Origin of the sequence: Deinococcus sp. (assembly GCF_025362455.1) — a bacterium.
Classification (GTDB): Bacteria; Deinococcota; Deinococci; order Deinococcales; family Deinococcaceae; genus Deinococcus.
On record NZ_JANYGJ010000096.1, the window covers coordinates 1 to 24922 of the forward strand.

Below are 24922 nucleotides of genomic sequence, written 5' to 3' on the forward strand. Positions count from 1 at the left end.
TGCTCGCCACGCTCCATGTGGCGCTGATGGCGACCTGGCTGACGTGCTGGTGTGCCTTTCTGGGACGGGTGCAGCGCCGGACAGCCCTGCCCCGACTGTTATTCTGGACGGAGGGCGTGGGCGGTCTGGTGCTCGTGGGGCTGGCCATACGCTCACTGACGACCTGACCGCTCACCCTCATACACAGACCTGTCCTCATAAACAGAAACGTGAAAGCAGACTTTCTCACGCAAATCTTAGACTGCGTTCAGCTTCAGTAGCCTTTGCCCCGTTCGACCCGTCCGGCGCCTTCCTCGCCGCGCAGCAGCGCCTGAACGAACTGCGCGGCGTACTCGGCAGCCCGCAGGCTCAGGTCCTCGGTGGTGCTGGCGATGTGCGGCGTAATCAGCACGTTGGGCCGTCCCCACAGCGCGTGCCCCGGCGGCAGCGGCTCCGGATCGGTCACGTCCAGCACCGCGCCGCTGAGCTGGCCGCTGTCCAGGGCGGCGAGCAGCGCCAGGCTGTCGACCAGTGGCCCGCGCCCGAAGTTGTGCAGCCAGGCGCCGGGTTTCAGGTGGCCCAGCACCTCGGCGTTCACGATCTGCTGGGTGGCCCCGGTCAGCGGTAGCAGCAACACCAGGTCGTCGGCCTCGCCCAGTGCGTGCCGCACCTGTTCCGGCGTGCTGGTTGATCGCAGGCCCGTCACCTGCGCCCCGAACGGCGCGATCAACCGCTCCAGCTCGCGCCCGATGTGGCCCTGTCCCCAGATCACCACCCGCCGCCCATGCAGCGTCCAGAGCGTGCCGGAGCGGTCCCACTCGCTTCGGGTGGCAAAGCGGATCAGCCCGCGTCCGGCGGCCAGCAGCGCGGCGGCGGCGTGCTGGGCCACCGCGCCGCCGTGCAGCGGGCTGGCGTTGTACAGCTTCACACCGGGCGGCAGCTCATCCGCCCAGCCGTCGATTCCGGCGGTCAGCGTCAGCGCCCAGTCCAGGCCGGGGCGGCTGAGCGCTTCGCGGCGCAGGGCACGCGGCATACCCCAGCCCACCACGCCTTCAAAAGAGCCTTCCGGCAGGCGGCTTCCGGCCCGGTCGGCGCTGTTGCTGCCGCTACCGACAGCTCCAATCGGGTAGTGAGCCAGTTCGGCGCCCGGCAGTTTCAAAGCACGAAATTCAGCTTGGTCCGGCATCAGGATGCGCACTCAACCACTCCTCGCGGGTCATTTCCATGTGAACGTCGGTGTGGCCCGGTTTCTCGCTGCGGCCCACCTCGGTAAATCCTGAGGCGGCGAAGGCCCGCTGGGCGCGGCGGTTGTGCCCGAAGGTGGTCAGCCGGACGCGGCGCAGAGGGGGAGTCCGGCCACTGAAGGCCCACTGGAGCGTCGCCAGCACCGCTTCGCGCCCGTAGCCCTGGCCCCACAACCTGCGCTCACCGATCATCACGCCCAGCGTGGCGGTGGTCGGCTGCGACGGCGGCGAGGGCCGCAAATCATACAGCTCGATGCTGCCGATCAGGTGCGATTCCTCGCTGAGAATGCCGAAGCCGTGGCGCTCGCCGCTGCGCTCCTCGTCCTGCATCACGCGCCGGAACAGCCATTCGGGCAGCCGGATCGGCTGGGCGCCGTTCCAGTCGGCCAGTTCGCGGTCACGGAAGTAGCTGTAGAGCGTGCGCCACTCGGCATTGTTCATGTCGAGAAGCGGTTTGAGCGTCACCCGCCCCCAGCTTAACGAGGCCACCATCGACCCCAGTCTACGGTCCGGCTGGCCCGGCGCACCTTCAGAAACCACAGTTAGAGACCACGTTTAGCCATGACAGTCAGCCCCCATCAGGGTTCACATAGACCGTCTTCTGCTGGGTGTACTGGACCTGCCCGGCACTCGCGCCCTTGGGCCTCCAGACGTGCTTGATGCGGGTGTAGTCCACCGGCACGTTGCCGCTCTGGCGGGCCTTGCTGTGGTGCGCGGCCAGCGCGGCGGCATAGAGGATGTCCGGTAGGTCGAGTTCCTTGCCGCCGGAGCGGACCAGCACGTGCGAGCCGGGGTAGCCCTGGACGTGAAACCAGTAGTCGCTGCTGCGCCCGATGCGGTGCGTCAGGGTGGCGTTTTCCTTGTTGTTGCGGCCCACCAGGACTTCCAGGCCGCCCGGCGTGGTGTGCCGCGAGCCGTAGGGGCTGCGCTGCGGCTGCTCGGCGATCAGCGAGCGCTCCAGCGCCCCCAACTGGTCCAGGCTGGCGCCGTCCAGCTCGGCCAGCCGGGCCTGCACCTCGGCCAGATCGGCGCGGAGCAGCGGCTCGCGCTCGACCAATCTCTCGTAGACCTCCTCACGGCGCCGGGCGCGGGCGTAGCGCTTTTCGGCGTTTTGCACCGCGCTCAGCGAGGGGTCCAGGCTCAGGGCCACCTCACCCTCGCCGGAGAAGTCGGGCAGCAGGGCGCTGCTCACGCCCGGCTCGACCACGTGCGAGTAGGCCATCAGCAGATCGGCGCCCTGGCGGTCCTGCGCGGCTTCATCTAACCCGCTGACGGCCCGCTCCACATCACCGAGCTGGTGGCCCAGCAGGCTCAGGCGCTTGCTGAGCGGCTCGCGCAGGGCTTTGCGCAGCCCGGCGGCCTTCTCGGCGCGGGTGGCTTCACGCGACGCCTCGCTGAGACTGGCCGCGCTGATCCGCAGGGCCGGGTCGGCGGCGACGCTCTGCAAAGCGGCCCAGGCGACGGTCCACTGCTGGCCGGGCGCTGCGGCGCCCAATCCGGCCCGCCCGACCAGTTCGGCGCTGAGGGTCGGCCCCAGCCCGTCGATGACCTCGCGCCACTTGGCGAGCGGCAGCGCCGACAACGTTTGGATCTGCTCGGCGCTGAGTTCCCCGGCGTCCAGGCCACGCGGATCGAGTTTGTCGTAGGGCGGCGGCGCCACGTACAGGCCACCGGTTCGCACGGTCCGGAAGCGGTTGCGGCTGGAGGTGATCTCGCGGGCGGCGGTCAGGATGCGGCCCTGCCACCTGTTTTCAGGCGCGGCGTCTTCGGGCGTGGCGTCTTCCAAAGCCTCCTCCAGAATCATCACGTTGGTGTTGCGCCCGGTCAGCTCGAACAGCAGCCGCACCGGGGCGACATCGACAAAACCGCGCTCGCCCGAAAAGTGGAGCTGCGCCACCCGGTCGAGTTTGAGCTGCTCGGCGCCCGTCAGCTCGCCCCGCACCCGCCCGGCCAGATACCGCTGAAAGGCGTTGTGCGGCTCACCGCGCAGTTTTTCCCGGCTGAGGTACATCAGCGGCTGCGGCGGGCGGTATGACAGCACCAGGTTGCTGACGCCCCCGGCGCCTTCGAGCAGCAGCGCGGCGCTGGTCTCGTCGGGGAAGACCCAGCCCAGCGTGCGGGCGGGCAGCGCGCTGCGCAGGTCCCGAATGCTCTGGGCCAGGGCTAGACCTTCCATCGAAGTTGCTCCCCGCGCCGGAATTGTTTCTCAGGGGCGCGACTCATCTGCCCAGCACGTACTGCACCAGCTTGAGGGTAGACGCCGGATCGTAGATGTTGTCGACCAAGTAGCCACCCACGTACAGGCTCGGCGTGGCGTTGGCGCCCACGGCCTCGGCCTCGCGCAGCCCGGCGTCCACGGCGGCCTTGCCCCCACGGCTGGCCAGGCAGGCGTTGAAGGCGCCGCCGCCGAGCCCCAGGGTCTGGGCGATCTTCAGAAACTCAGGGGCCGGATTGCCCGATTTGGTCCACAGCGCCCAGCTCGCGGGCACGAACAGCGCGTCCTTGAAGGCCCAGAACTGCCCCTGCGCGGCGGCGCACTCGCTGGCCTCGGCGGCGGCGCGGGCATTGGGGTGCAGGCCTTCGAGCGGCAACTGGTGAAACTCGAAGCGCGACCCGGCGGGCAGCAGCGGCCTGAGCGTCGGCCAGGTCTGCGTCTCGAACTGCTCGCAGTACGGGCACTGGAAGTCGCTGAACAGCCGCAGGACCACCGCCGCCTTCGCCGGGCCGAGCGCGTTCTGGGCGGCGACGAACGCGCTGGCAGGCACCTCGTGCAGCCTGACGCTGAAGCTGAGCCCCGCACCCACCAGCTTGGTGCTCAGGTCATAGCGCCCGGCCTGGATGGTGGTGCCCGCCTTGAGGTCGGCGGCATTGCGGCTGTCGCTGAGGTACTGGCTGTACACCGGCCCGATACGCTCGCCGTAGCCGCTGAGCACGCCCAGCAGTTGCCCGGCGGCGGTAGCGTCTAACTGGGCATCGAGTTTGGGCAGCGTGACGGTGGCGCTCGCCAGATACGGCCCCCGGTTGGTCAGCACGATCCGGCGATCACCCGGCCCGGTGAGCAGGTTGCCGGTGCGGGTATAGCCTTCCAGTGTTGGCAGCGTCCGGCTGGGTTCGCCGACCTGGGCCTGGGCCGCGCCGAGCACGGCGCTCAGCAGGCATGAAAGAGCGAGCGTGGCAAAACGAATCATCCCGCCATTCTAGGCGGGATGATGCGGGCAGAACCAGGGCGTAACGGCTTATGTATGAATTTAGACGCGGACAAACTCAGACTCGGACGAACTCAGACGCGCACAAACTCGGCCACGTCCATTACGAACATCACCGCGCCGCCCACCGGCACTTCCACCGGGTCGGACACCAGGCCCTCGCCCTGCTCGCCCATCGGGACACTGGGCGTCACCAGGCGGCTGCGGCTGCGGCAATTCTGGCCGATCAGCGTCTTGAGGTGGGGCAAGCGTTCATCAGCTACCCCGATCATCAGCGTGGTGTTGCCCTCGCGCAGAAAACCGCCTGTGGAGGCCAGCTTGGTGACCTCGTACCCCTGGTCGGACAGCGAGCGCATCAGGCCGGGGGTGTCGGCGTCCTGCACGATGGCGAGCACCAGTTTCATGCTGGGCAGTCTAGCAGATGGGGTGTGAGGGGCGGGTCAGGGGTTGACGGTGAGTTTACCTGTCGCCAGCCCTGATCGCGCTGGAATTGACGCTGGCCTGAATAGCAAACGTTTTACCACGAGCCGTGAAGCCTGTAAATTCGATGATGGTGGTCCGACCAACGGACGCGTCGCTGGCAATAACGAGGTCGACCAGACCACTGGTGAAGTTGATATCGAGAGGCGTGGTGATCGTTCCCGGCCCAAGATATGGCCCGGCAGGGTAAGGCTGCGACTCAAAGGGATTACAGGAAGCGTTCGGGTTTTTCGGTTTGCTCGGATCGACGGGATTGATGAGATCGCAGGTGTATCCAGACTGCACATAGATGTTGAGCTTTTGCACGGTGCTGTCTGCCTTCGCCGTTACGTCTACTCCGTTTATGACGTCCTTCACGATACGGTAACCGGTGACGTTTCCAGCGTCGGAACCAGGTCGGCTGCCAAAGGTGAAGCTGGCTGAACCACTTCCGCTTGGGGTATAGGTCACTGATGCCGGAGTGCCTGGCACCGCAGGGACGGCGGGCGTCGTGCCCGTGGCAGGCACCGCTGGCTTTTCGGCTGTAGCTGGAGTGACTTTTTTGGTGACGGTGACAGTAGAAGTGGCGTCATTGACGTTCACGCCGACGTTAAAGTCTGTGGGCACAACAATGGAGCCTGTGGTGCCGACATTGCACGCCGTCAGCGGCATCATCAGGGCGCCGAGCAACCAGAGCTGACGGGACTTCTTGTTTGGCCAAAGTTTCTTCATGTACTGCCCTCCGGGTCTTGATCCTTGAGTTGGGGGTTGAGCATGTAAAACGCCAGCCGCTTCATGCCCACCAGAAAATCCACGTTCTCGACCATCACATCACGCCACTCGTCACTGATTTCTTGCAGACCCTCGCCCTCGGTCATACCCGGCTGAATCAGGGTCGGGGCAAAGTTCAAAATACCCTTCACACCGGCCTCGACCAGCGACTGGGCAGCAGTCTGGGCGTGTTCGGGCGGCACGGCCAGAAAGCCCAGGTCTACCGGCTGCTGGGCGGTGAAGGCCGCCAGGTCGCGGATGTGCTCAATCGGCAACCGGCGCGGTTCATTGAGCGCCCTCTTTACTATACTCACATGTTGCTCACGGCGGGTCGGCACCTCTAGAAGCTGGCCGATCAGGTCCGGGTCGACGTCGAACAACCCGACGTAGCTGAACTGGTACTCGCTGGCGCCCGGATAATTGGCGATCGCCTGTCCGAGCCGTCCCATGCCGACAATCACCACGTTCCACGAGCGATTGAGCCCCAGCACGCGGGTCAGTTCGCGCTTGAGCAGCCTGACGGTGTAGCCCAGGCCACGAGTGCCGAAGCGCCCGAAGTAGGCCAGGTCTTTGCGCACCTGAAAGGCGCTGACCTGAGCGCGGGCGGCCAGGACGCCGCTGCTGGTGTTCAGAATCTGCTCGCGCTCCAGTTCCTCCAGAATGCGCAGGTAGGTGACCAGCCGGGACACAGCCGCCGTGGGAATACCGGGCGCTGTCGTCATGCGCCCGGTGCCCGGTTCGGAGGGGTGTTCGCCTCAGCGCACCCGGAAATGATCAAAGCCGTTGTCGTTGAGTTTGGTTTCGGCCCGCAGCACCGCGTCGCCGGAAAACGGGCCGATCAGCACCGTGACCTTCTTGCCTTCGGGCGCCTGCACGCTGGGGTTGTAGCCCAGGTCGCTGAGCAGCCCCACCATCTTCTGAGCGCTTTCCTGGCGGTCAAAGGCGCCGACTTGCAGGTACACCGGGCCGGAAGGCGCGGGCGCCGAGACCTTACCGGTGGGCGGGCTGACCGTCGCCGGAGCAGGCGCCGCCGTGACGGGTTCAGGCGCGGGTGTGGCCGGTGGGGTGGCCGGTGTGCTCGGCGCCTCCGGGGGCGTCACAGGCTCGCTGGTGGCCGGAGCGGTACTGGTGCCCGCCGAATTCGAATCCGGGGCACTGAAACCGGGCGTGGCTGAGTTGGCTGGAGCTGAGTTGGCTGGAGCCGAGTTGACTGGAGCCGAGCTGGCCGGAGGCGTCAGGACCGGAGCTGCTGCACCAGGCGCTGTGTTGACTGGAGATGTGGCCGGGTTGACTGGAGTTGTGGCCGGAGTGGTGGCGGCTGGCGCTGGAGTGGTGGCTGCGCCCACCGCCGACTGACCCGACGCCGACTGACGCGGGGCGTACACCACCGCGCTGCCATACGCCCGCCTGATGTCGCTCAGGGCCGCGTTGGCGGTGGCCGAATCGGCGAAGGGACCGACCTGCGCCACCACCCGCGAACCCAGGTCGATGGGGTAGACCGCGTAGCCCAGCGCCCGCACGGCGACGGTGGCGGCATTGGCCTCGGCCACGTTGCCAAACGTCCCCAGGCTGATGCGGTAGTCGCGGCGCAGGGGCGTGCGGTTCGCGCTGGTCGCCACGGCGCCGCCGCTGCGGGGAGGTGTGGCAGGGGCAGGCGTGGTTCCCGGCGCAGCGGCGGAAGGCTGCGGCGTGGTCGCCACCGGGGGCGCACTGGTGTCCGGCTGGGGCGTCGTGGGGGCTGCCACGCTTCCGGTGGGGGTCGGGCCGGTGGGGTCAGGCACGCGGCTGGGTGGCGCGGTAGAAGGCGGCGCGGAGGTGCTCGGCGCCGTGGTGACTGTGCGGGTATTGGGTGTGCCGGTGTTGGCCGTGCCGGGGGCGGCAGGAATATTCGTGGCCGGTTCGCTGGCAGCGGGCGGTAGCGTGGGCACCGCCGCTGCGCGGTTGCGCTGGGTCAGCAGCAGACTGCCCAGGCCCAGCGCCAGCACCACGATCAGGATGCCGATCATCAGGTCGGGTAAACGTTGTCCAATCAGTTTCATACGGGCAGTCTCATACTCACTAGAGTACGGCATTTCCCACACGCCGCTCCACAGGGGTTGTCTGTGGAGCGGATGTGAGCGGTGCTGATATGAACACTGCCGTCTGGAATGAGGCGAGTGGTGCGGCTGCCAGCCTGCGCTACTTCAGCTCGGCCTTGGCCGGGGCGTAGCCGAGTTTGGCCGCCGACGAAAAGGCGGTTTTGGCCTCGCTGTCCTTGCCCTGGGCTTTGCGGGCCAGGCCGAGCTGATACCAGGCGGCGGCGTTGCTGGGGTCACCCACGACCACGCTGCGCAGGTTGGGCTCGGCTTCCGAGAAGCGCCCGGCGGCCAGCAGCGCGGCGCCCAGGTTCAGGCGGGCCGCTGAGCTGTCGCCCAGTTTGACGCTCTCGCCCAGCGCCGCGATGGCTCCGGCGTAGTCTTTGCGGGCGTAGCTGCTCAGGCCCAGCCACAGCGAGGTCTGGGCGCCGGGTGATCTGGCGGCGCTGCTGCCTAGCGCCTTGACGGCGGCGGCGTAGTCCTTGAGGCGGTAGGCGGCCACGCCCTGCACGAACTCGGCGCGGGCCAGGCTGGCATTGTCGGTGGCGGCGGTCAGCTTCATGGCCCTGACGGCGCTGCTCTGGGCCTCGGCGTTGGCGCCCAGCGAGAGCTGCACGGCGGCCAGGTTCAGCAGCGTGCCGCCGTTCTGGGCGTCGAGTCCGGCGGCGGTCTGCCAGGCGGCCAGGCTGCCCTTCAGGTCACTGACGGCCAGCGCGGTGCCCAGCGCCGAGTAGGCCGCCGCACTCTTGCTGTCGGCCTGCACGGCCTCGCGGGCGGCCTGCACGGCGGCGGGCGTCTGATCCTGGGCTTGCAGCAGTTGCGATTTGCGGACCAGCAAGCGGGCACGCTCGGCGCTGCTGACCAGCGCGGCGGCGGTATCGAGTTCGCGCACGCCCCGGTCCGGCAACTTCTGGGCGGCGTAGATATCGGCGATGAGTAAGGTGGCGCCGGTGCGGTTGACATCCGACTGGGCGGCGGCGTAGAGCAGCGGCAGGGCTTCGGCGCCCTTGCCCGCGTAGGCGGTGGCCTGGCCGAGGCGGTACTTGAGGCTCAGGTCCTGGGGGTCGCTGGCCAGCGCCTGGGTCAGCGTGGTGCTCAGACCGGCGTAGTCGCCCCGGCGCAGTTGCTCACCGGCCAGCGCTTCGAGCAGTTGGCGGCGGGCGGCGGGCGCGGCGGTGCTGGACGCGCTGCCAGACAGGGCCACCGCCGCCGTGAACTGCTTGAGGGCCTCGTCGTAGTCCTTGGTGCGGGCGGCGATGACGCCGAGGTTGTAGGGGCCTTCAAAGCTGGCGGGCGACAGCGCCACGAACTGGGTCAGCTCGAAGCGGGCGCCGGTCAGGTCACCCAGCGACAGCAGGCTCAGCGCCAGGCCGAAGTGCGGCTCCGGCTGAGCATAGTTGGCGGCGATCAGGCCCTCGAAGATGGGCCGGGCGCCGCGTGCATCGCCCTGTGAGAGCAGCGTGCGGGCGGTACTCAGCCGGGCGGCCTGGGCGGTGTTGAAGGGGATGAGCGGCGCGGCGGCCTTGCCCGTCACGGGGTCGGTGGCGCCGATGGCCGCGTTGGTTTTCTGGGTCTGGGCGTTCTGGGTCTGCTGCGCGGCTTTGGCCCGGTCCAGGCCGGGGAGGGCGTTGGTGGTCTGGGTCTGATCGAGCGTGTTGCTGACACTGGTGGTCGTGATCGTCTCGATCAGGGTCTGGGCCTGGGCCAGAGGAGCGGTAGCGAGGGCGAGAGACAGTGCCGCCCAGCGCCAGCGGAAGCTTCCGGAAGCGGGGTGGGCGGGGGCCAGCAGCAGGGACACCATAGTCTTCATCGTTACACTCATGCTACCAAGCTGCTCTTCCCCAACTCTTACGCCCGGCAGGGGGTCGGCTGAGACGGGCAAATCGGGCACTGGGCAGCCTGCTCAGGGGCCACCGGCGCAGTGGTCATTCGGAGTGAAGCCGAGAATCTCGCCGTTCCTGGGACGGGTGGTCGAACGTGCCCGCAAACGACACCAAGCTCTGAAACGGCGTCAGGTCAAAGCGCTCGGCTCAGCTTCCGTCCAGATCGAGCATATTCAGCCCAGACGCATCCAGCCCCGGCAGATCCAGATGCCCAGCCCAGACGTCCAGCTCAGATGCCCAGCTCAGACGCCCAGCGCTCCGGCGACCACGCCGACCACGCCGCTCACGGCGCCCGGCTGCTTGAGGGCGAGTTGCCCGCAGGCCGCCCCCGCGTCGCGCCCGCGTGAGCGCCGCACGCTGACCGGCACGCCGCGTAGCTCCAGCCGGTCGTAGAAGGCCTGAATCTGCGACTCCGGTGTTTCGGTGAAGTTGCTACCTTCCCAGGGATTCATCGGAATCAAATTGACGTGGCTGACCAGCCCGCGCAGCAGCTCGGCCAGCAAGTCGGCCTGCCACAGATGGTCGTTGACGCCGCTGAGCATGGCGTACTCGAAGGTCACACGCCGCCCGGTGACGCCCTGGTACTCGCGGGCGGCGTCCATGATCTCGGTGATCGAGTTGGCTTGCCCGGTGGGGATGATCTGCTGACGGGTCTCCTCGTCGGGTGCGTGCAGGCTGATGGCCAGCTTGAGGCCCAAATCGTCCTCGGCGGCCAGGCGGCGGATGCCTTTGGCCAGGCCCACCGTGCTCAGCGTCACGCGGCGCTTGCTCATGCCCAGCGCCTGGGGGTGCAGCAGCAACCGGGCGGCCATGATGGTGTGATCGTAGTTGAGCAGCGGCTCGCCCATGCCCATGAACACCAGATTGCGCAGTTCACGCGGCGAGAAGTTCTGATGCCAGCTCACCGCCAGAATCTGCCCCACCACCTCGCCGGGGCTCAGGTTGCGCCCGAAGCCCATCGCGCCCGTGGCGCAGAACGAACATTTGGCCGGGCAGCCGACCATCGTTGAAACGCAGATGGTCTTGCGGTCCAGGTAGGGCATGTAGACCGCTTCCATCTGGCGGTGGTCGGCCAGCGTGAACAGGTATTTGACGCTGCCGTCGCTGCTCTCGAAGGTCTCGGTTTTAATGAACGGGTTGAGGGCGTACTGGCCTTCCAGCTCGGTGCGCAGGCTGGCGGGCAGGTTAGACATGGCCGCAAAAGAGGGCGCCCCGTGCTCGAAGACCCACTCAAGGAGTTGGCGGCGCCGGTAGCCTTCTAATGGGTAGGCGTCCGGGTGCAGATCGAGGAGGAGCGGCAACATTTTCTCAGTGTACGGCGCCTGGGGTGGGCGAATTGGGAAAACGGCTGGAGCTGTGGATTGACGCTCGCCCATACTGTGGTTATGACGCCTGAGCCCAGGCCCACTCAGCCCCGACCTGCTGCGCCGCAACCGTCGGCACTCAGTCGCTCGCCACATCCGATGTCCATGTCGCCGCGTTACGGCTGTCTGGGCCTCTTGCTGCTGCCGATCGGGCTGTACTGGCTGGCTAAGCGGGGGAAGTAGCGAGTGGGAAGGAGGAAAGCCCACCTCGTCTTTCCCGTTTCCTGAGAAGCAGTTCCAGGGCACCAAGCAGACGGGTCCAGCTTTCTAGACTGCGGCATCATGCCCAGCCGCCGCGACGCCCCCTTGCTGTTTGATCAACACAGCGAGCCAGCCGAAGACCTCGCGGCGCTCAGGGCCAAAGCGCTGGCCGTGCATCACGTTCTGTGCAGCGTCTACGGCTGCCCGGTCCCGTTCTGGTCGGACGACGACCCGCTGAGCAGTCTGGTGGGCAACCTGCTGTCGCACCGCACCAAGAATGCCGATTCAGCGCGGGCCTTTGGCACCTTGCGGGCCACCTTTTTGACCTGGGAGGGGGTGCGGGACGCGGCTGTAAGCGACGTGCAGCAGGCCATCCGCGCCTGCACCTGGCCGGAGCAGAAGGCGCCGCGCATTCAGGCGGTGCTGCGCGAGGTGAGTAAGCGGCGGGGTGAGCTGAACGTGGACTTCCTGGGCGAGCTGAGCGTGCCTGAAGCCCGCGCCTGGCTGGAGAGTATTCCCGGTGTGGGGCCGAAGACGAGCGCCGCCACGCTGCTGTTCTCGACGTTGCGGATGCCCGCCATGCCGGTGGATTCGCACCACCACCGCGTCGCGCTGAGGCTCGAACTCATTCCCGCCGGAACCGACGTGGGGCCGTCACACGCGCTGCTCGGACGGCTGCTGCCGCCAGATTGGGACGCCCAGCAGGTCTACGACCACCACGAGGTCTACATGATGCACGGCCAGCAGTGCTGCTTTTACAACAACCCGGCCTGCGGGAAATGTGCCGTGCTGGAGCAGTGCAAGGCGGGTCAGGCTAGGTTGGGAGGTGAGGACGTGGACCCGGCGCGGGTGACAATCGGGCGGAGCCGGTAGAGCAGAGAATCAGCTCTTCGCTCACACCTTCAGATTGACAATCGTGACGCCGTGCCCGCCCTGGTTCGGCTCGGCGTCGTGGAAGGAGTCCACCCGTTTGTCGGCCTTGAGAAAATCGCGAATCAGGCGCCTGAGCACGCCCTGGCCCTTGCCGTGCACGACCCGAAGCGGAGATTCGCGCAGCGCCGCCGCCTCGCCGATGGTGCTGCGGAGCTCCTCAAGCGCTTCCTCGACGTGCTGGCCGCGCAGTTGCAGCTCGGTCTGAAAGCCGCTGGGGGCCACGCCGTTGAAGCTGCGCCGGACGGCGGCCTTGACGCTTTCCTCGGCTTTGAGCCGCACGTCGCGGCGGCGCACGCTGACCTTCATGACGCCGAGCTGCACCACCAGGTCGTCGCCGCGCAGCTCCATGACCTGTCCGGCGGCGCCGTAGGCCGGAACGTTGACGGTGCTGCCGACTTTGAGCAGGTCGCCGCGCAGCTCCGGCAGGGCGGCAGGCTGGGGCCGCTCCTGCTGGGCTGAGCGGCGCAGGTCGCGCAACTCCTGAAGCACGCGGGGCCGGGCGCTCTCCTCGCGGGCGCGGGCACGCAGGCCGCGCACCTGTTCGAGCGCCTGGGCATAGGCGGCCTCGGCCTTCTGCGACGATTCGGCCAGCAGCTCACCCTTGCGCTCCTCGAACTCCTGGCGTTGAGACTGCACCCGGTCACGCTCGATGACGGCCTCGCGGCGGGCGGTCTTGGCGTTCTCCAGCTCCTGGGTAAGCTGGCGCCTTTCGGCTTCCAGGTTCTCCAGCAGGCGTTCGAGCAGGCTGCCCTCCGGCCCCAGGATGGTCTCGGCGCGGGTCATCACGCCCTCCGGAATGCCCATGCGCCGGGCGATGGCCAGCGCGTAGCTGCGCCCCGGCTGCCCCACCTGAAGCTGGAAGGTCGGGGCCAGCGCCTCCAGGTCAAAGCCCATGCTGGCGTTTTTCAGGCCCGGCGTCTCCAGCGCGAACAGCTTGAGTGGCGAGAGGTGCGAGGTGATGATGCCGCGCGTGTCCTGGGTCAGGAGCTGCTCCAGCATCGCCTGGGCCAGCGCGGCGCCCTCAGCGGGGTCGGTGCCGGAGCCCAACTCGTCAATGAGAATGAGGGTGCGCGGCGAGGCGTACCTGAGCACGTAGCGCAGGTGTTGCAGGTGCGCCGCGAAGGTGGATAAGCTGGCTTCCAGGCTCTGCTCGTCGCCCACATCTACCAGCACGTCCTCGATGATCGGCAGCCGGGCGCGGTCCGCCGCCACGTACAGGCCCGACTGGTGCATCAGCGCGGCCAGGCCCAGGGTCTTGAGGGTCGCGGTCTTGCCGCCCATGTTGGGGCCGGTAATCAGCAGCAGGTTGGTGCCGCCCCCGCCCAATGAAATATCGTTGGGCACCGGATTCTCGATGAGCGGATGCCGGGCGCCGCTCAGCAGATAGGTCGCGCCGGGGTCGGTTTCGGGCCGGTTGAGTTTCCAGTCGCGGGTCAGCGCCGCCTTGGCCGCGATCAGGTCCAGCTCGCCGATGGTCTCGATGGTCAGGCCGATCTCGCTGTCCGAGGCCACCAGGCTGCTGAGTTCAGTCAGGATGCGCCGGACCTCGGCTTCCTCGTCCAGAATCAGGCGGGTCAGCTCGTTGTTGAGCGGCGTGACGGTGGCGGGCTCCACGAAGTACGTCTGCCCGGTGCTGGAGGCGTCCACGATGATGCCCTGCACCTGCGACACCCGGCTGGCCTGGACCGGCAGCACGTAGCGGTCGCGGCGAATGGTAATCAGGTTGTCTTGCAGCACGTCGGCCCACTTTTCCAGGCTGCTGGTCAGGCGATCCCGAATGCGCTGGCGTAGCGGCTCGACCTTGCGCCGGATCTCGCGCAGTTGATGCGAGGCGTCGTCGCGGACCTGCCCGTCGCGGTCCAGGCTTTCGAGTATCCGGCGCACCAGCAGGCTGTGTTCGCCCAGCTTGGCCGCCAGCCGCAGCAGCGGCCCCCGCGAGTTGGAAGTGATGCTGCGCCGCACGGTCATGGCGCCGTCGAGGGCGTAGGCGACTTCCAGCAGTTCGCTGCCCAGCAGCACCCGCCCCCCACCCGCCCGTTCGCGCAGCTCGCGCACGTCGCCGATGCCGCCGAGTGAGAGCGACACTCCGAACAGGGCGTCTTCGAGTTCGTCGAGTTCGCGGCCTATGCGGCCCGCGTCGGCCACCGGGCAGAGCTTGTGGGCCAGCTCGCTGCCCATCGGGGTCGAGGCGCGGTCCATCAGGGCGCGGCGGACGCGGGGGTAATCCAGGGTGTCTAAAGCGTGGGCATCGAACGGCACGCCCCTCAGTATAGAGAAGGCCGGGTGGGGGAGTGTGCGCCGCATGGCTTATGGGAGGCTTGGGGAAAAAGCGGGGTGTGGGGTATGGGGTGCAGGAGAGGAAGGAGTGAGACAGGTCATTCCAGGGAGTTGACGCTTTGCTGGGGCTGGAATGAAGAAGTTTGGCCCAAGCCCCGCTTGCTATTCCTACAACCCACGACCCACACCCCTATCCCCCCTGCGTCAGACTCACCTTCGTATGCGCCAACCTCAACCCCGCTCGCTCGGCGTTGCGGGCGCTGACGTTGAGGGGCCGGGCGGTCAGGCTGGCGAGGACGGCGCCGCGCTGCCGGGCGAAGCGCAGGCGTTCCTGTACAAGTGCGCCCTGCACGCCGCGTCCCCGGAATTCGGACAGGGTGCTGGCGATATACAGATGCGCCGCGAGGCCCCAGGCCGTCTCCACAAAGCACACGCCGCCGCTTCCGGCCAGCTCGCCGTCCACACACGCCAGAAATTGCACGCTGTCGGGCCGGGCCAGGGCGAGGCGGGCCAGGGTTTCCAAGAGCGCTGTGTCCATCAGTGCTGTGTGGCCGCCAAAACCCCGCGCCGAAGCATCTGTGAACTGGGCCGCGTCCCCGGTCTGCACGATCTCGATACCGGGAAAAGTATCCCCGTCGTCCAGCTCGCGCAGGTCGCGGGCGTAGGTATTTTTGAAGCCGGAAAGCTGATAGCCGCGCCCCGTCAGCAAGCTCAGCGCTCCGGGCGTGACATGCGGGCACAGGTCAAACTCCAGCCGCAGGCCGCGCCCGTTGAACGTGGCCTCCAGTTCGTCCAGCTCGCTCGCCTGCACCCCGCTGCTGAGGAAGGCCCCGGTGACATGGTTGAGCTTGCGCCCGAAGGCCGGGTTCATCAGCGCCGCCACGCCCCCGGCGAAGTCGAGCACGCGCACGGCCTCAGCGGGGTGGAGCGCTTGGTAGGTCCGGGCCTGACGCCGCAGGTGCTCGGCTTCCAGCGCCTCCAGGATGGCAGCGGCGTGCCGGTCGGTGAGAATCAGGCGCCCGTCTGCGCCACCGGCTTGGGCGCCTCGGCCACCGGCACGCCTCCGGTCAACAACTCCCCCAGCTTCTGGGTGTCGAGGTGGAACATGCGGATGCCCTCCTGCAATTTCTCACCGGCCATGGCGTTCTCGGTCAGGCTCCAGCGGTAGTCGGCCTCGCTGAGCTTGGGCTCGGTCTGGTGGCCCATTTCGGGGGTGAGCTGACGCGGCAGGTTGCCCTGATCGGCGCCCAGTTCGCCCAGCAGTTGCGGGCTGACGGTCAGGCGATCACAGCCAGCCAGCGCTTCGACCTGCGCCGCGCTGCGAAACGAGGCGCCCATGACCACCGTGGCGTAGCCGTGCGCCTTGAAGTGGGCGTATATCGTTTTGACCGACTGCACGCCGGGGTCCTGGTCGATGGGGTAGTCGGCGGTGCCGGTGGACTTCTTGTACCAGTCGGTGATGCGGCCCACGAACGGCGAGATCAGAAACGCCCCGGACTGGGCGCAGGCGATGGCCTGCTCCAGCCCGAACACCAGCGTCAGATTGCAGCGAATACCCTCCTGCTCCAGCACGGCGGCGGCCTGAATGCCCTCCCAGGTGGCGGCCAGCTTGATCAGGATGCGGCTGCGGTTCACGCCAGCGCCCTCGTAGAGCGCGATCAGGTGGCGGGCGCGCGCCAGCGAGGCGTCCTTGTTGAAGGCCAGCCGGGCATCGACTTCGGTGGACACGTCGCCGGGCACGATTTTGGTCAGCTCGGTGCCGATCCGCACGGTGAGCTGGTCGATCACGCTGTCCAGACTCTGACCGCCTTTGACCCAGCCTTTGGCCTCGGTCAGCAGCGCCTGGTAGCCGGGGAGCTGGGCCGCCTTGAGAATCAGCGAGGGGTTGGTGGTGCAGTCGCGCGGCTGGTACTTCTTGATGGCGTCGATGTCGCCGGTATCGGCCACCACGATGGACAGGGCCTTGAGCTGATCGAGCTTGCTTCCGGACTGGCCTGGCGTGGGCTGGTCTTGGGTGGTCTGGTGCTGCGTCGTCTGGTTTTGCGTCATGTCGTCTCCTTCCGGCTGGCGACCCCATACCAGGGCGCCGTCAGCGGTTTCTGTCACTGATCTTACCGCCGCTCACGGCGCAAAGCGTCCGGAAAGACCGAGGGCACTGTGAGCACTTCTTTACCTGTACCGGGCACAGAAAAGCGCGGCGACGCCGCCAGGCCGGGTACCGAAGCGACTTCGCCGCCGCTCAGGGCGGCCAGCCTGTCTACTCCGGAGCCCTGCCGCTGCCCGGCGCCGTGAGCGCCCGCTGTGTGCCCGTGCTGCGGATCAGTCCTGCTGCGACACCCGGTTTTTGCCGCCTGCCTTGGCGCGGTACAGGCCCTGATCGGCGCGGTGGACCAGGGTCTTTACACTGTCGCCCGGAAGGCGGCTGGAGACGCCCACGCTGACGGTCAGCGGGCCGTAGGGCGATTTGAGATGCTGCACGGCTGAGCGCAGCGCCTCGGCCTGGCGGCCCGCCTGGGTCAGGGTCACGCCGGAGAGCAGCGCCAGGTATTCCTCGCCGCCCCAGCGCGACAGGCTGCCGGATTTGCCCAGCGCCGAGTGCAGGGTCCGGGCAACCTCGCCGATGACCTCATCGCCCGCCTCGTGGCCGTGGGTGTCGTTGACGCGCTTGAAGTTGTCGATGTCGATCAGCAGCACGCAAACGGGCGTGCCCTCGCTGCGCATGGCGTCCTCGAAAGCCCGGTAGGCGCTGCGGCGGTTGGGCAGCCGGGTCAGGTCGTCGCTCAGGGCTATATCGTGCATGGCGCGCGCGCTGTCGCGGGCCTGGGTCCAGGCGGCGCGGTGAGCCCCCAGCAGGGCGACGAAGGCCAGCCCCACCAGCATCAGCAGGTCGCAGATCAGTTGCTCGGAGACCGTGGCCCAGTCCGGGGCGCTCAGCAGCCGCCACCACACCACGCCCAGGTACAGGCCGGTCAGGCTCACCACGGTGACGGTGGCCGGGCGCGGCGCGATCAGCAGGTAGGCGGCGGCGCCCACGGCCAAGAGCAGCAGCTCACCGTAGTTGCTCATATCCAGCGCCACGCCCGGCAACAGCAGGCGCAAACTGAAGCCCAGGGCCAGCAGCACGAAGACGCCCAGCCCGACCTGCTCGATCAGTTCCAGCCGGACCAGTCCGCTGAGCAATGCGCCCAGCACGCCCACACTCAGCGCCACGACCACGCCGTTGAGCACCAGATTGCTGAGGTCAGGCTGAGGCGACTGGCCCAGCAGCACGATCCGCAGGGCGCCCACCAGCAGCAAACACAGCGCGATGGCCAGATACGTCAGGCGTTTGTGCCCGTCGAGCGAAGGTGCACGCGGCAATGAGGAGGATGAGGATGAGGAGGGCGTCGGCTGAACCACGCCTCAGACTGGCAGGCCAGCCCTCACAGCGCTCTGAATACCTCAATGTCGAATCAACCGGTGCCCGTCTTCAGAAACAACTCACGTAAGTGGCAGCCGGTAGACGGCGCGGGCATTGGCGTCGGTGATGGCCTCGGCTTCCTGCTCGCTGAGGCCGCGCAGGGCCGCCAGGAATTGCAGCGTGTAGCGCACGTAACCGGGCCGGTTGGGTTTGCCGCGCCTGGGCACCGGCGCCAGAAACGGCGCGTCGGTCTCGACGAGCAGCCGATCCATCGGCACGAAGCGGGCGGCTTCCTGAATGGCGTGGGCATTCTTGTAGGTCAGGTTGCCCGCGAACGAGACGGACCAGCCCAGGTCCAGCGCCGCCCGCAGCAGCCCGGCGTGGCCGTTGCAGCAGTGCAGGATGCCCCGTGTCCAGTTCGCCTCCTTGATGATCTCGGCGCAGCCCTGGCTGGCCCGCTCACCGCCCGGCGCGTCGCGGGTATGCACGATGACCGGCAGGTCGCGCCGCCGCCCCAGATCCAGTTGCCACAGAAACGCTTCCCGTTGCACGCCGAGCTGATCGTGCGCCCAGTAGTCGTCCAGGCCGCTTTCACCGATGGCGACCACGCGGGGATGCAGGCTCAGCGCTTCGAGTTCGGCTCTCGTCTCCGGACTGTCAGAGTCTTTCACGTCGGTCGGATGAAGGCCCACGCTGGCGAACACCTCCGGGTGCCCCTCGGCCAGCGCTATGGCGTTGTGCGCGTGCTGCACGCTGGCGCCGATGCTGACGAGCTGGGTCAGGCCCAGTTCCCCCAACGCCGAGGCCGGGTCTTCGAGCATATCGAGGTGGCAGTGGGTGTCGATCATGCGGGCCATGATAGGGCGACGGGTTCAGGCGTGGCCGCGTTTCAGCCGGGTCTATTGAGGACTGAAAGCCGCTCCGTCAGGCTGTAAGCATGACACCAGACACCGTTCAGATGGATGTTCAGCGCGTCACCGACCTCGCCGCCGCCCGTGCGCTGCGGCAAGACGCCGACTTCCTGGCCCACTTCATCGACCCGGTTTCGCCCAGCGAGATCGCGCTCAAGCTGGGCATGGCCGCCAACCTGGCGCATCACCACGCGACCAAACTCGCCGCCCTGGGCCTGCTGTTCGAGCAGCGCCGCGAGGGCGGGAAGGTGTTTTACCAGCTCACGGCCCGTGAATTTCGGGTGCCGTCCGAGCTGCTGCCGCCGGGCGACGAGGACGGGCACGGCACCACCGACATGCGTGAACTCTCCGCCGCCTTCCTGCACGCCTACGAGCGCTCCTGGCAGACCATGCACGGCGGTGAGGAGGATGTCTACGGCTTCGGCAACCCCGCGCAGCCCGCCGCCACCCTCCACCCGCCGCTCGACGCCTCCGACGAAGCGTATCCGACCCACTCGGACGTCATCACGCTGCGCCTGAGCCCGGAGCGCTATACCCGCCTGGCCCGCGCCCTCACTTCGCTGCTGAGCGAAGCGGAGCTGGAAGGCCACAGCGAGAGCGGCAGCGCCTGCACCGTCGCCGTGCTGGCCTTCGCGGCCCCGGATCAGGCCGCCGGGCGCAAGTTGAGCCGCAGCGTCAACAGCTTTCTGGGCGGGCTGGGCGAAAGCTGACCCCCCTCTACCGGTAGTTGTCCGTGTGCCCCAGCGAGTACCGCCCCGGCTGCGGAAAGTAGGTCAGGCCGTGCGGCCCCTTGCCCACCTTGATGGTCGAGACGACTTTGCCGGTGCGCGTGCTGAACACGTACACCACGTCGTCGTAGCGCCCGGAAAGCCACAGTTCCTTGCCGTCGGGCGAGACGCTGCCCATGTCGGGGCTGCCGCCGCCGGGAATGAGCCACTTGGCGATCAGCTTGCGGGTCGCGAAATTCAGCACCGAGACGCTGCCCTCGCCCCGGTTGGAGATGAACAGCCTGGTGGCGTCGCGGCTGGGATACAGCCCGTGCGTGCCCTTGCCGGTAGGGATGAAGCCCAGCTTGCGCGGCACCTTGCCCCGACCGTCGATCAGGTACAGCCCGCCGCGCATCATGTCGGCGACGTAGTAGACCTGGCCGTCGGGCGAGAGCTTGACGTCCTGGGGCATGCCGCCGAGGTGCAGGCTGCCCAGCACGGCGCGGAACTTGAAGTCGATGTGCAGCACATCGCCGCTGAACTCGCAGGCCGCGATCACCGACTGGCCGCTGGGGCTGAAATCCATGTGGTTGATGCCCCGGCACGGCACCGGAATGGAAAACTGCGGCTGCATGGTCCGGGGGTCCACGAAGTCCAGCCGCTGCGAGTTCTCGGCGACCACCACGGCGTGCAGGCCGTCGGGTGTGAAGTACAGGTTGTACGGATCGAGCGTCGGCACGGCCTGGCCCACCTTGCCGGTCCGGGGATCGATCGGCGTCACCGACTGGCGACCCTTGTCGCTCGCCACCCACAGCGTCTTGAGGTCGTGTGAGGGCACCACATGTTGCGGCTCGCGGTCCACCTTGAAGGTCCGCAGTACTCGCCGCGCCTGCGGATCGATGACACTGACGGTGCTGTCCTTGCCGTTGGGCACGTACACCAGGGGCCGCACGCCGCGCACGGCGGGGCTGAACTGTCCGGCGGCGGCGTGGGCATAGATGTTGACGGGCATGGTCGGATTCGCCGCGCCGAGGGTTGGTGAGGCACGGACGCCCGGTAAAGCACCGTCGCCCGGTGAGCGGCCCGGCTTGGGCGGAACGGTGGCGGGAGGCTTGCGGGCGGTGGCCGCCGAGGGGGTCGCAGCCGGGAGGGTCGCAGCCGAGAGGGTGGTTGCCGTCGCCGCACCGGACGACGCACTGCTTGAGGTTGCGCTGCTTGGGGCCGCACTGCTCTGGATTGCGCTGCTTGGGGTCGCACTGCTCTGAGTTGCGCTGCTCGGCGCCGCTGCCGTTTGGTTCGCCCCGCTCTGAGTGGTCCCGCTGCTGGTCTGCGACTTGCAGCCGACCAGCAGCAGGGTGCCCAGCACAATGGAGGCTGCCCGTGCAGCCCGCCTTGCGCCTGGCTTCATTTCACCTGCCAGGTCTGATGCGCTTTGGCTTCCAGCAGCTTGTGCCGTTTGATGGCCGCGTGCAGGGTTTGCAGCGGCGTGCCTGCTGGCAACTTGAGTGAGGCCACGTCCAGCGCGTAGAAATCGATGTAGATATCGTGATGACCCTTGGCGCAGATAGCAGTGTAGCCCGGTTGCCCGGCCTCGTTTTTGGCCACCTTGCCACCGCCGATGCTCAGGCTGCTGGCCGTCCCCGACGCCAGTTTGGTGCTGCTCATGGGCAGGTCGTACACCAGCCATCTTCCGCTGAGTGCCCCCGGCTGCTCGTCCCAGAAAATGAGTGCCAGCCCCTTGGTACCTTTGGGCTGCGTGCCCGAAAAAGTCAGGGTCGGCGTCGATGTCGAGCCGCACGTCAGCGCCGGGTCCGCCGCCGAGAGTTCTACTTTAAAGGGGGTGGCCAGCGCCGACGCCGCACCGGACAGTGCCAGGAGCGCCCCGAACTTAACGAGCTGTGAGAAGGTAGTCATGTACGTCCAGCTTAGAGCACAAAAGTAAAGGCAAGGCAAAATCGGGTGCCCAGCGTGAGAGGGCTGTGGATCCTGGGCGCCGCCCACCCATTTGGCAGATGCTTTTATCCCTTCCACCTGTCAGTCTGAGCCATGCCCACAACCACTCCTTTCCCCGCCCTGCATTCCGTGCTGGCTCCGGACGCCCTGGCGGCACTCCTGGCCGAGCACTACGACCTTGCCGCCGACGTTCGCGCGACGTTCCTGCAACGCGGTCTCAACGACACCTACCGCGTGGAGTGGGGCAATGAGCGGGCCATCCTGCGGGTCTACTGCTCCGGCTGGCGCACCCTGGAACAAATTGGCTGGGAGCTGGCGTTTATCGAGCAGGGAGCGCAAAACGGCGCCAGCGTCGCCCGCCCCATTCCCAGGCGAGACGGAGCTCTGATCGCCGAGTTGTGCGCCCCGGAAGGTCCACGCGCCTAAGCGCTGTTCGAGTTTGCGCCGGGCCGCTGGCTGGACACCAGCGACAACGAGGCCGCACTCTATGGCCGGGCGGCAGCTCGTCTTCACAACGCTGCCGAGGGCTGGACGCAGGCGGGGCGGTTTTCACTCGACCTGGCCCACCTGATCTCGGAACCGGTAGCGCGTATCCAGCCTTTTTTGTCCAATTCGCCGGAGCTTCTCAGCAGCCTGGAAGCGGCGGCAGCCCGCACCCACGCGGCGATTTCGGCCCTGGTTCCCGAACTGGAATGGGGCGCTTGCCACGGCGATCTGCACGAGGGTAATGTCCATATCGACGAGTCCGCCACCCTCTGGCTGTTCGATTTCGATTGTGGTGGCCCCGGATACCGCGCCTACGACCTGGCGGTCTACTGGTGGAGCCAGGCGTCCAACAAAGGCAAGACCCCAGAGCAGGAGGTTGCTGCTTGGACCGCTTTTCTGAACGGCTACACAGCGATCCGGCCCCTGTCTGAGGCCGATGAACGCGCTACGCGCCACTTTGTCGCGGCCCGCGCAATCTGGTTTATGGGTCTGTATGTCCAACTGGCTGAAGTTTTCGGCACCACGACGGTCAGTGAGCGATTCTTCCAGCGTGGTCTCGACTTCATCACCGGCTGGGAGGCCAGACAGGAGATACCAGCTCTGCTAAGTTAAACTGAGATGAACATTCGACCTTTGTTGATCGGTGGCCTGCTCCTGCTCACCGCCTGCGGCTCCGGCGTGGTCAAGCCTGGTGGGGGCAACCTGACGGCCAGCGCTATTATCTCCAGCACGGTATATACCTTCAACTGCGACCCGGCGGCTCAGTCGGGCACACCCGTCGTCATCGACAAGCAGATGAGTTTTTCCTGTCGCAGCGAGGACGGCAAGGCCAACCTGACCGTGCTGCTGAACACGGTAGAAACGAAGGTAGACCAGAACACGCCCAGCGAGCGCACCGACACGAAGCATACGGTGGCGGCGGTTCTGGTCATCGTCGGGCCGCCCGCCGCGACGTACAGCGGCGCCGGTCAGGTCGGCGGTTATTCGCAACTCCTCAACCGCAGTCTCAGCGGTGATTTTCAGGTTGGATGGCCCACCACTGGCAGCGTCACGGGCTCGTTCAGCTTCAGCAGCGACGAGTAGCCAGCGCGGAATCTGTCCAGTGCGAAGCCCCCACCGTCCAGGCAGGGGGCCAGGTCCAAACAGCCCTTACTTCCCGCTCAAACGCTCGCCAGCGCCCTCTCGACCCCGAACATGCCCAGGTCTACGTCCAGCGAATCGCCGCCCGCCTTGATGGTGGCCGAGAGCATTTTCGTCTCTGGAAACAGCTTGTCGAAGTAGAAACGGGCCGTCTGGAGCTTGGCCTTGTAGAAGCCGTCCTTATCCTTGCCCGCCTTCACGGCGTTCAGGGCCACTTTCGCCATCTTGACCCACAAAAAGGCGTAGGTGACGTGCCCGACGTAGCGCAGGTAATCCACGGCGGCGGCGTTGGCCTCGTCGGGGTTCTGCATGGCCTTCTGACCGACCACCATCGTCAGCGTACCGACCTGGGCGGCGGCCTTACTGAGCGCGTCGGCCCAGCCCTGAAGCTCCTCGTCGTCGGCGACCTCGCTGACCAGCGCCTCGACGATGTTGGCGAGTTTCTGGAGCTTGCGGCCCCCGTCCATCAGCACCTTGCGGCCCAGCAGATCGAGTGCCTGGATGCTGTTGGTGCCCTCGTAGATCTGGCCGATGCGGGCGTCGCGCACGAACTGCTCCATGCCCCACTCACGGATGTAGCCGTGCCCGCCGAACACCTGCTGGCTCTGCACGGCGATATTGAAGCCGTTGTCGGTCATGAACGCCTTGGCCACCGGGGTCAGCAGCGCGACCAGATCGGCGGCTTCCTCCCTCTTGGCCGCGTCCGGGTGGTGGTGCTCGGTGTCCAGACTCAGCGCCAGCCACAGCGCCAGGGCGCGGCCCGCCTCGCTGTAGGCCCGGCCTGTGAGGAGCATCCGGCGCACGTCGGGGTAGCTGATGATCGGGTCGGCGTTCTGGGCGGGCGCGGTGCGCGGCTCGTGGCGCATCTGGAGGCGGTTTACCGCGTAGCTCACGGCGTTCTGGTAGGCGATTTCACCGAGGCCCAGGCCCTGCATGCCGGTGCCGAGGCGGGCGGCGTTCATCATGGTGAACATGTTATTCATGCCCTTGTTGATCTCGCCGACCAGGTAGGCGCGCGCGCCGTCGAAGTTCAGCAGCGCGGTGGCGTTGCCGTTGATGCCCATCTTGTGCTCGATGCTGCCGCACACCACGCCGTTGCGCTGGCCCAGGCTGCCATCAGCGTTCACCATGAACTTCGGTACCAGAAACAGCGAGATGCCCTTGGTGCCCTCCGGGCTGCCCTCCAGCCGTGCCAGCACCAGATGCACGATGTTGTCGGTAAAGTCGTGCTCGCCCGCCGAAATGAAGATCTTGGTGCCGCTGATGGCGTAGCTGCCGTCACCGTTATCCGCCGCCTTCGTCCGGATGATGCCCAGGTCGGTTCCGGCGTGCGGCTCGGTCAGGCACATGGTCCCGGTCCATTCACCGCTGACGATCCTGGGCAGGTAGGTGGCCTTCAGTTCGTCGCTGCCGTGCGCCACCAGGGCGCTGTAGGCCCCGTGCGACAATCCGGGGTACATGCTCCAGGCCACGTTGGCGGAAATATTCATCTCCGTCACGGCGATGTTGACCAGGTGCGGCATGCCCTGACCGCCCCAGGCCGGATCGGCGTCCAGCGCAGTCCAACCGGCCAGGCGGTACTTCCTGTACGCCTCCTTGAAGCCGGTGGGGGTTGTCACATTCCCGGCCTCGTCGCGCACGCAACCCTCATGGTCGCCCACGGCGTTGAGCGGCAGCAACTCGTTCTCGGCGAAGCGGGCGGCCTCGGCCAGCACCTGCTCGATCAGGTCGGTGTCGGCGGTGTCGTTGTCCGCGTAGTAGGGCATCTGGGCCAGCGTTTCACCGGCACCCAGCACCTCGGTCATCAGGAACTTCATGTCGCGCAGCGGAGCTTTGTAGTGGGCCATTGTGGTGTCCTCCTGGGGGTGCCGGATTCGCTGAACACGGCGGCTAGGGCGTGCGCTGAGTCTACGCTGTTACCGAACTGGGTTGC

23 protein-coding genes are annotated in these 24922 nt (G+C 67.2%); 5 read left to right on the forward strand and 18 right to left on the reverse strand.

What is annotated here, in order from left to right:
• Nucleotides 1-253 precede the first annotated feature (253 nt).
• The 10 genes from Q0R23_RS07340 to rlmN all read right to left on the reverse strand — a co-directional run bounded on the left by Q0R23_RS07340 (nucleotide 254) and on the right by rlmN (nucleotide 10918).
• Nucleotides 254-1177: an NAD(P)-dependent oxidoreductase gene (locus tag Q0R23_RS07340; RefSeq protein WP_293911798.1), complete on the reverse strand. Its 924-nt coding sequence runs from the start codon at nucleotides 1175-1177 to the stop codon at nucleotides 254-256.
• The gene (locus Q0R23_RS07345) at nucleotides 1149-1715 is read right to left on the reverse strand and encodes a GNAT family N-acetyltransferase (RefSeq protein ID WP_293911799.1); all 567 of its coding nucleotides are present in this window, start codon (nucleotides 1713-1715) and stop codon (nucleotides 1149-1151) included. The genes Q0R23_RS07340 and Q0R23_RS07345 overlap by 29 nt, the downstream gene beginning before the upstream one ends.
• 76 nt (nucleotides 1716-1791) lie before the next feature.
• Complete coding sequence (locus tag Q0R23_RS07350; protein ID WP_293911800.1) at nucleotides 1792-3399, reverse strand: NFACT family protein; 1608 nt, start codon at nucleotides 3397-3399, stop codon at nucleotides 1792-1794.
• 43 nt (nucleotides 3400-3442) lie between these two features.
• Nucleotides 3443-4411: a thioredoxin domain-containing protein gene (locus Q0R23_RS07355; RefSeq protein WP_293911801.1), complete on the reverse strand. Its 969-nt coding sequence runs from the start codon at nucleotides 4409-4411 to the stop codon at nucleotides 3443-3445.
• A gap of 92 nt (nucleotides 4412-4503) precedes the next feature.
• Nucleotides 4504-4833 (reverse strand): cyclic-di-AMP receptor, encoded by a 330-nt coding sequence (locus Q0R23_RS07360; RefSeq protein ID WP_293911802.1) that lies wholly within the window; start codon nucleotides 4831-4833, stop codon nucleotides 4504-4506.
• 55 nt (nucleotides 4834-4888) lie between these two features.
• Nucleotides 4889-5620 carry a hypothetical protein gene (locus Q0R23_RS07365; protein ID WP_293911803.1) on the reverse strand — a complete coding sequence of 244 codons (732 nt, stop codon included), beginning with the start codon at nucleotides 5618-5620 and terminating at the stop codon, nucleotides 4889-4891.
• Nucleotides 5617-6381 (reverse strand): redox-sensing transcriptional repressor Rex, encoded by a 765-nt coding sequence (locus tag Q0R23_RS07370; protein ID WP_293911804.1) that lies wholly within the window; start codon nucleotides 6379-6381, stop codon nucleotides 5617-5619. Before Q0R23_RS07370 ends, Q0R23_RS07365 begins: the two co-directional genes overlap by 4 nt.
• Before the next feature lie 33 nt (nucleotides 6382-6414).
• Complete coding sequence (locus Q0R23_RS07375; protein WP_293911805.1) at nucleotides 6415-7698, reverse strand: SPOR domain-containing protein; 1284 nt, start codon at nucleotides 7696-7698, stop codon at nucleotides 6415-6417.
• Between the two features lie 139 nt (nucleotides 7699-7837).
• Nucleotides 7838-9544, reverse strand: coding sequence for a tetratricopeptide repeat protein (locus tag Q0R23_RS07380; RefSeq protein WP_293911806.1), 1707 nt, complete (start codon nucleotides 9542-9544; stop codon nucleotides 7838-7840).
• A 315-nt stretch (nucleotides 9545-9859) separates the two neighbouring features.
• Nucleotides 9860-10918 (reverse strand): 23S rRNA (adenine(2503)-C(2))-methyltransferase RlmN, encoded by a 1059-nt coding sequence (gene rlmN / locus Q0R23_RS07385; protein WP_293911819.1) that lies wholly within the window; start codon nucleotides 10916-10918, stop codon nucleotides 9860-9862.
• Nucleotides 10919-11263: 345 nt separating this feature from the next.
• On the opposite strand from rlmN, the gene Q0R23_RS07390 reads away from it, so the two are divergent.
• Nucleotides 11264-12055: an endonuclease III gene (locus Q0R23_RS07390; protein WP_293911807.1), complete on the forward strand. Its 792-nt coding sequence runs from the start codon at nucleotides 11264-11266 to the stop codon at nucleotides 12053-12055.
• 21 nt (nucleotides 12056-12076) lie between these two features.
• Here Q0R23_RS07390 and Q0R23_RS07395 read toward each other — a convergent pair whose 3' ends face one another.
• The 5 genes from Q0R23_RS07395 to Q0R23_RS07415 all read right to left on the reverse strand — a co-directional run bounded on the left by Q0R23_RS07395 (nucleotide 12077) and on the right by Q0R23_RS07415 (nucleotide 18640).
• Entirely contained in the window at nucleotides 12077-14374 is a 2298-nt protein-coding gene (locus Q0R23_RS07395; RefSeq protein WP_293911808.1) for an endonuclease MutS2, read from the reverse strand.
• 208 nt (nucleotides 14375-14582) lie between these two features.
• A complete protein-coding gene (locus Q0R23_RS07400) occupies nucleotides 14583-15302 on the reverse strand; it encodes a GNAT family N-acetyltransferase (RefSeq protein WP_293911809.1) in 720 nt (239 codons plus the stop codon).
• A 101-nt stretch (nucleotides 15303-15403) separates the two neighbouring features.
• Nucleotides 15404-16441, reverse strand: coding sequence for a transaldolase (tal, locus tag Q0R23_RS07405; protein WP_293911810.1), 1038 nt, complete (start codon nucleotides 16439-16441; stop codon nucleotides 15404-15406).
• A gap of 270 nt (nucleotides 16442-16711) precedes the next feature.
• Nucleotides 16712-17752 carry a GGDEF domain-containing protein gene (locus tag Q0R23_RS07410; RefSeq protein WP_293911811.1) on the reverse strand — a complete coding sequence of 347 codons (1041 nt, stop codon included), beginning with the start codon at nucleotides 17750-17752 and terminating at the stop codon, nucleotides 16712-16714.
• 120 nt (nucleotides 17753-17872) lie between these two features.
• Nucleotides 17873-18640, reverse strand: a complete 768-nt coding sequence (locus Q0R23_RS07415; protein WP_293911812.1) for a TatD family hydrolase — start codon at nucleotides 18638-18640, stop codon at nucleotides 17873-17875.
• 89 nt (nucleotides 18641-18729) lie between these two features.
• Here Q0R23_RS07415 and Q0R23_RS07420 point away from each other — a divergent pair, with 89 nt between their 5' ends.
• The gene (locus Q0R23_RS07420; RefSeq protein WP_293911813.1) at nucleotides 18730-19413 is read left to right on the forward strand and encodes a winged helix-turn-helix domain-containing protein; all 684 of its coding nucleotides are present in this window, start codon (nucleotides 18730-18732) and stop codon (nucleotides 19411-19413) included.
• A 7-nt stretch (nucleotides 19414-19420) separates the two neighbouring features.
• On the opposite strand, the gene Q0R23_RS07425 is transcribed toward Q0R23_RS07420, so the two are convergent.
• Complete coding sequence (locus Q0R23_RS07425) at nucleotides 19421-20776, reverse strand: hypothetical protein (RefSeq protein WP_293911814.1); 1356 nt, start codon at nucleotides 20774-20776, stop codon at nucleotides 19421-19423.
• A gap of 38 nt (nucleotides 20777-20814) precedes the next feature.
• The gene (locus tag Q0R23_RS07430) at nucleotides 20815-21324 is read right to left on the reverse strand and encodes a hypothetical protein (protein WP_293911815.1); all 510 of its coding nucleotides are present in this window, start codon (nucleotides 21322-21324) and stop codon (nucleotides 20815-20817) included.
• Between the two features lie 132 nt (nucleotides 21325-21456).
• Here Q0R23_RS07430 and Q0R23_RS07435 point away from each other — a divergent pair, with 132 nt between their 5' ends.
• The 3 genes from Q0R23_RS07435 to Q0R23_RS07445 are packed head-to-tail and all read left to right on the forward strand — an operon-like array spanning nucleotide 21457 to nucleotide 22932.
• A complete protein-coding gene (locus Q0R23_RS07435; RefSeq protein WP_293911816.1) occupies nucleotides 21457-21789 on the forward strand; it encodes a hypothetical protein in 333 nt (110 codons plus the stop codon).
• A 3-nt stretch (nucleotides 21790-21792) separates the two neighbouring features.
• Entirely contained in the window at nucleotides 21793-22461 is a 669-nt protein-coding gene (locus tag Q0R23_RS07440; protein WP_293911821.1) for a phosphotransferase, read from the forward strand.
• A gap of 6 nt (nucleotides 22462-22467) precedes the next feature.
• On the forward strand, nucleotides 22468-22932 hold the full coding sequence (locus tag Q0R23_RS07445; protein WP_293911817.1) for a hypothetical protein: 465 nt from the start codon (nucleotides 22468-22470) through the stop codon (nucleotides 22930-22932).
• A gap of 77 nt (nucleotides 22933-23009) precedes the next feature.
• Here the strand turns inward: Q0R23_RS07445 and Q0R23_RS07450 are convergent, their stop codons facing one another.
• A complete protein-coding gene (locus tag Q0R23_RS07450; protein ID WP_293911818.1) occupies nucleotides 23010-24836 on the reverse strand; it encodes an acyl-CoA dehydrogenase C-terminal domain-containing protein in 1827 nt (608 codons plus the stop codon).
• Nucleotides 24837-24922 lie beyond the last annotated feature (86 nt).

Coding starts and splice junctions, on each gene's coding strand:
- Q0R23_RS07435 (WP_293911816.1), top strand. CDS start 21,457: ATGCCCACAACCACTCCTTTCCCCGCCCTGCATTCCGTGCTGGCTCCG.
- Q0R23_RS07415 (WP_293911812.1), bottom strand. CDS start 18,640: ATGATCGACACCCACTGCCACCTCGATATGCTCGAAGACCCGGCCTCG.
- Q0R23_RS07375 (WP_293911805.1), bottom strand. CDS start 7,698: ATGAAACTGATTGGACAACGTTTACCCGACCTGATGATCGGCATCCTG.
- Q0R23_RS07380 (WP_293911806.1), bottom strand. CDS start 9,544: ATGAAGACTATGGTGTCCCTGCTGCTGGCCCCCGCCCACCCCGCTTCC.
- Q0R23_RS07420 (WP_293911813.1), top strand. CDS start 18,730: ATGACACCAGACACCGTTCAGATGGATGTTCAGCGCGTCACCGACCTC.
- Q0R23_RS07370 (WP_293911804.1), bottom strand. CDS start 6,381: ATGACGACAGCGCCCGGTATTCCCACGGCGGCTGTGTCCCGGCTGGTC.
- Q0R23_RS07350 (WP_293911800.1), bottom strand. CDS start 3,399: ATGGAAGGTCTAGCCCTGGCCCAGAGCATTCGGGACCTGCGCAGCGCG.
- Q0R23_RS07450 (WP_293911818.1), bottom strand. CDS start 24,836: ATGGCCCACTACAAAGCTCCGCTGCGCGACATGAAGTTCCTGATGACC.
- Q0R23_RS07445 (WP_293911817.1), top strand. CDS start 22,468: ATGAACATTCGACCTTTGTTGATCGGTGGCCTGCTCCTGCTCACCGCC.
- Q0R23_RS07345 (WP_293911799.1), bottom strand. CDS start 1,715: ATGGTGGCCTCGTTAAGCTGGGGGCGGGTGACGCTCAAACCGCTTCTC.
- Q0R23_RS07430 (WP_293911815.1), bottom strand. CDS start 21,324: ATGACTACCTTCTCACAGCTCGTTAAGTTCGGGGCGCTCCTGGCACTG.
- tal (WP_293911810.1), bottom strand. CDS start 16,441: ATGACGCAAAACCAGACGACGCAGCACCAGACCACCCAAGACCAGCCC.
- Q0R23_RS07355 (WP_293911801.1), bottom strand. CDS start 4,411: ATGATTCGTTTTGCCACGCTCGCTCTTTCATGCCTGCTGAGCGCCGTG.
- Q0R23_RS07365 (WP_293911803.1), bottom strand. CDS start 5,620: ATGAAGAAACTTTGGCCAAACAAGAAGTCCCGTCAGCTCTGGTTGCTC.
- Q0R23_RS07390 (WP_293911807.1), top strand. CDS start 11,264: ATGCCCAGCCGCCGCGACGCCCCCTTGCTGTTTGATCAACACAGCGAG.
- Q0R23_RS07360 (WP_293911802.1), bottom strand. CDS start 4,833: ATGAAACTGGTGCTCGCCATCGTGCAGGACGCCGACACCCCCGGCCTG.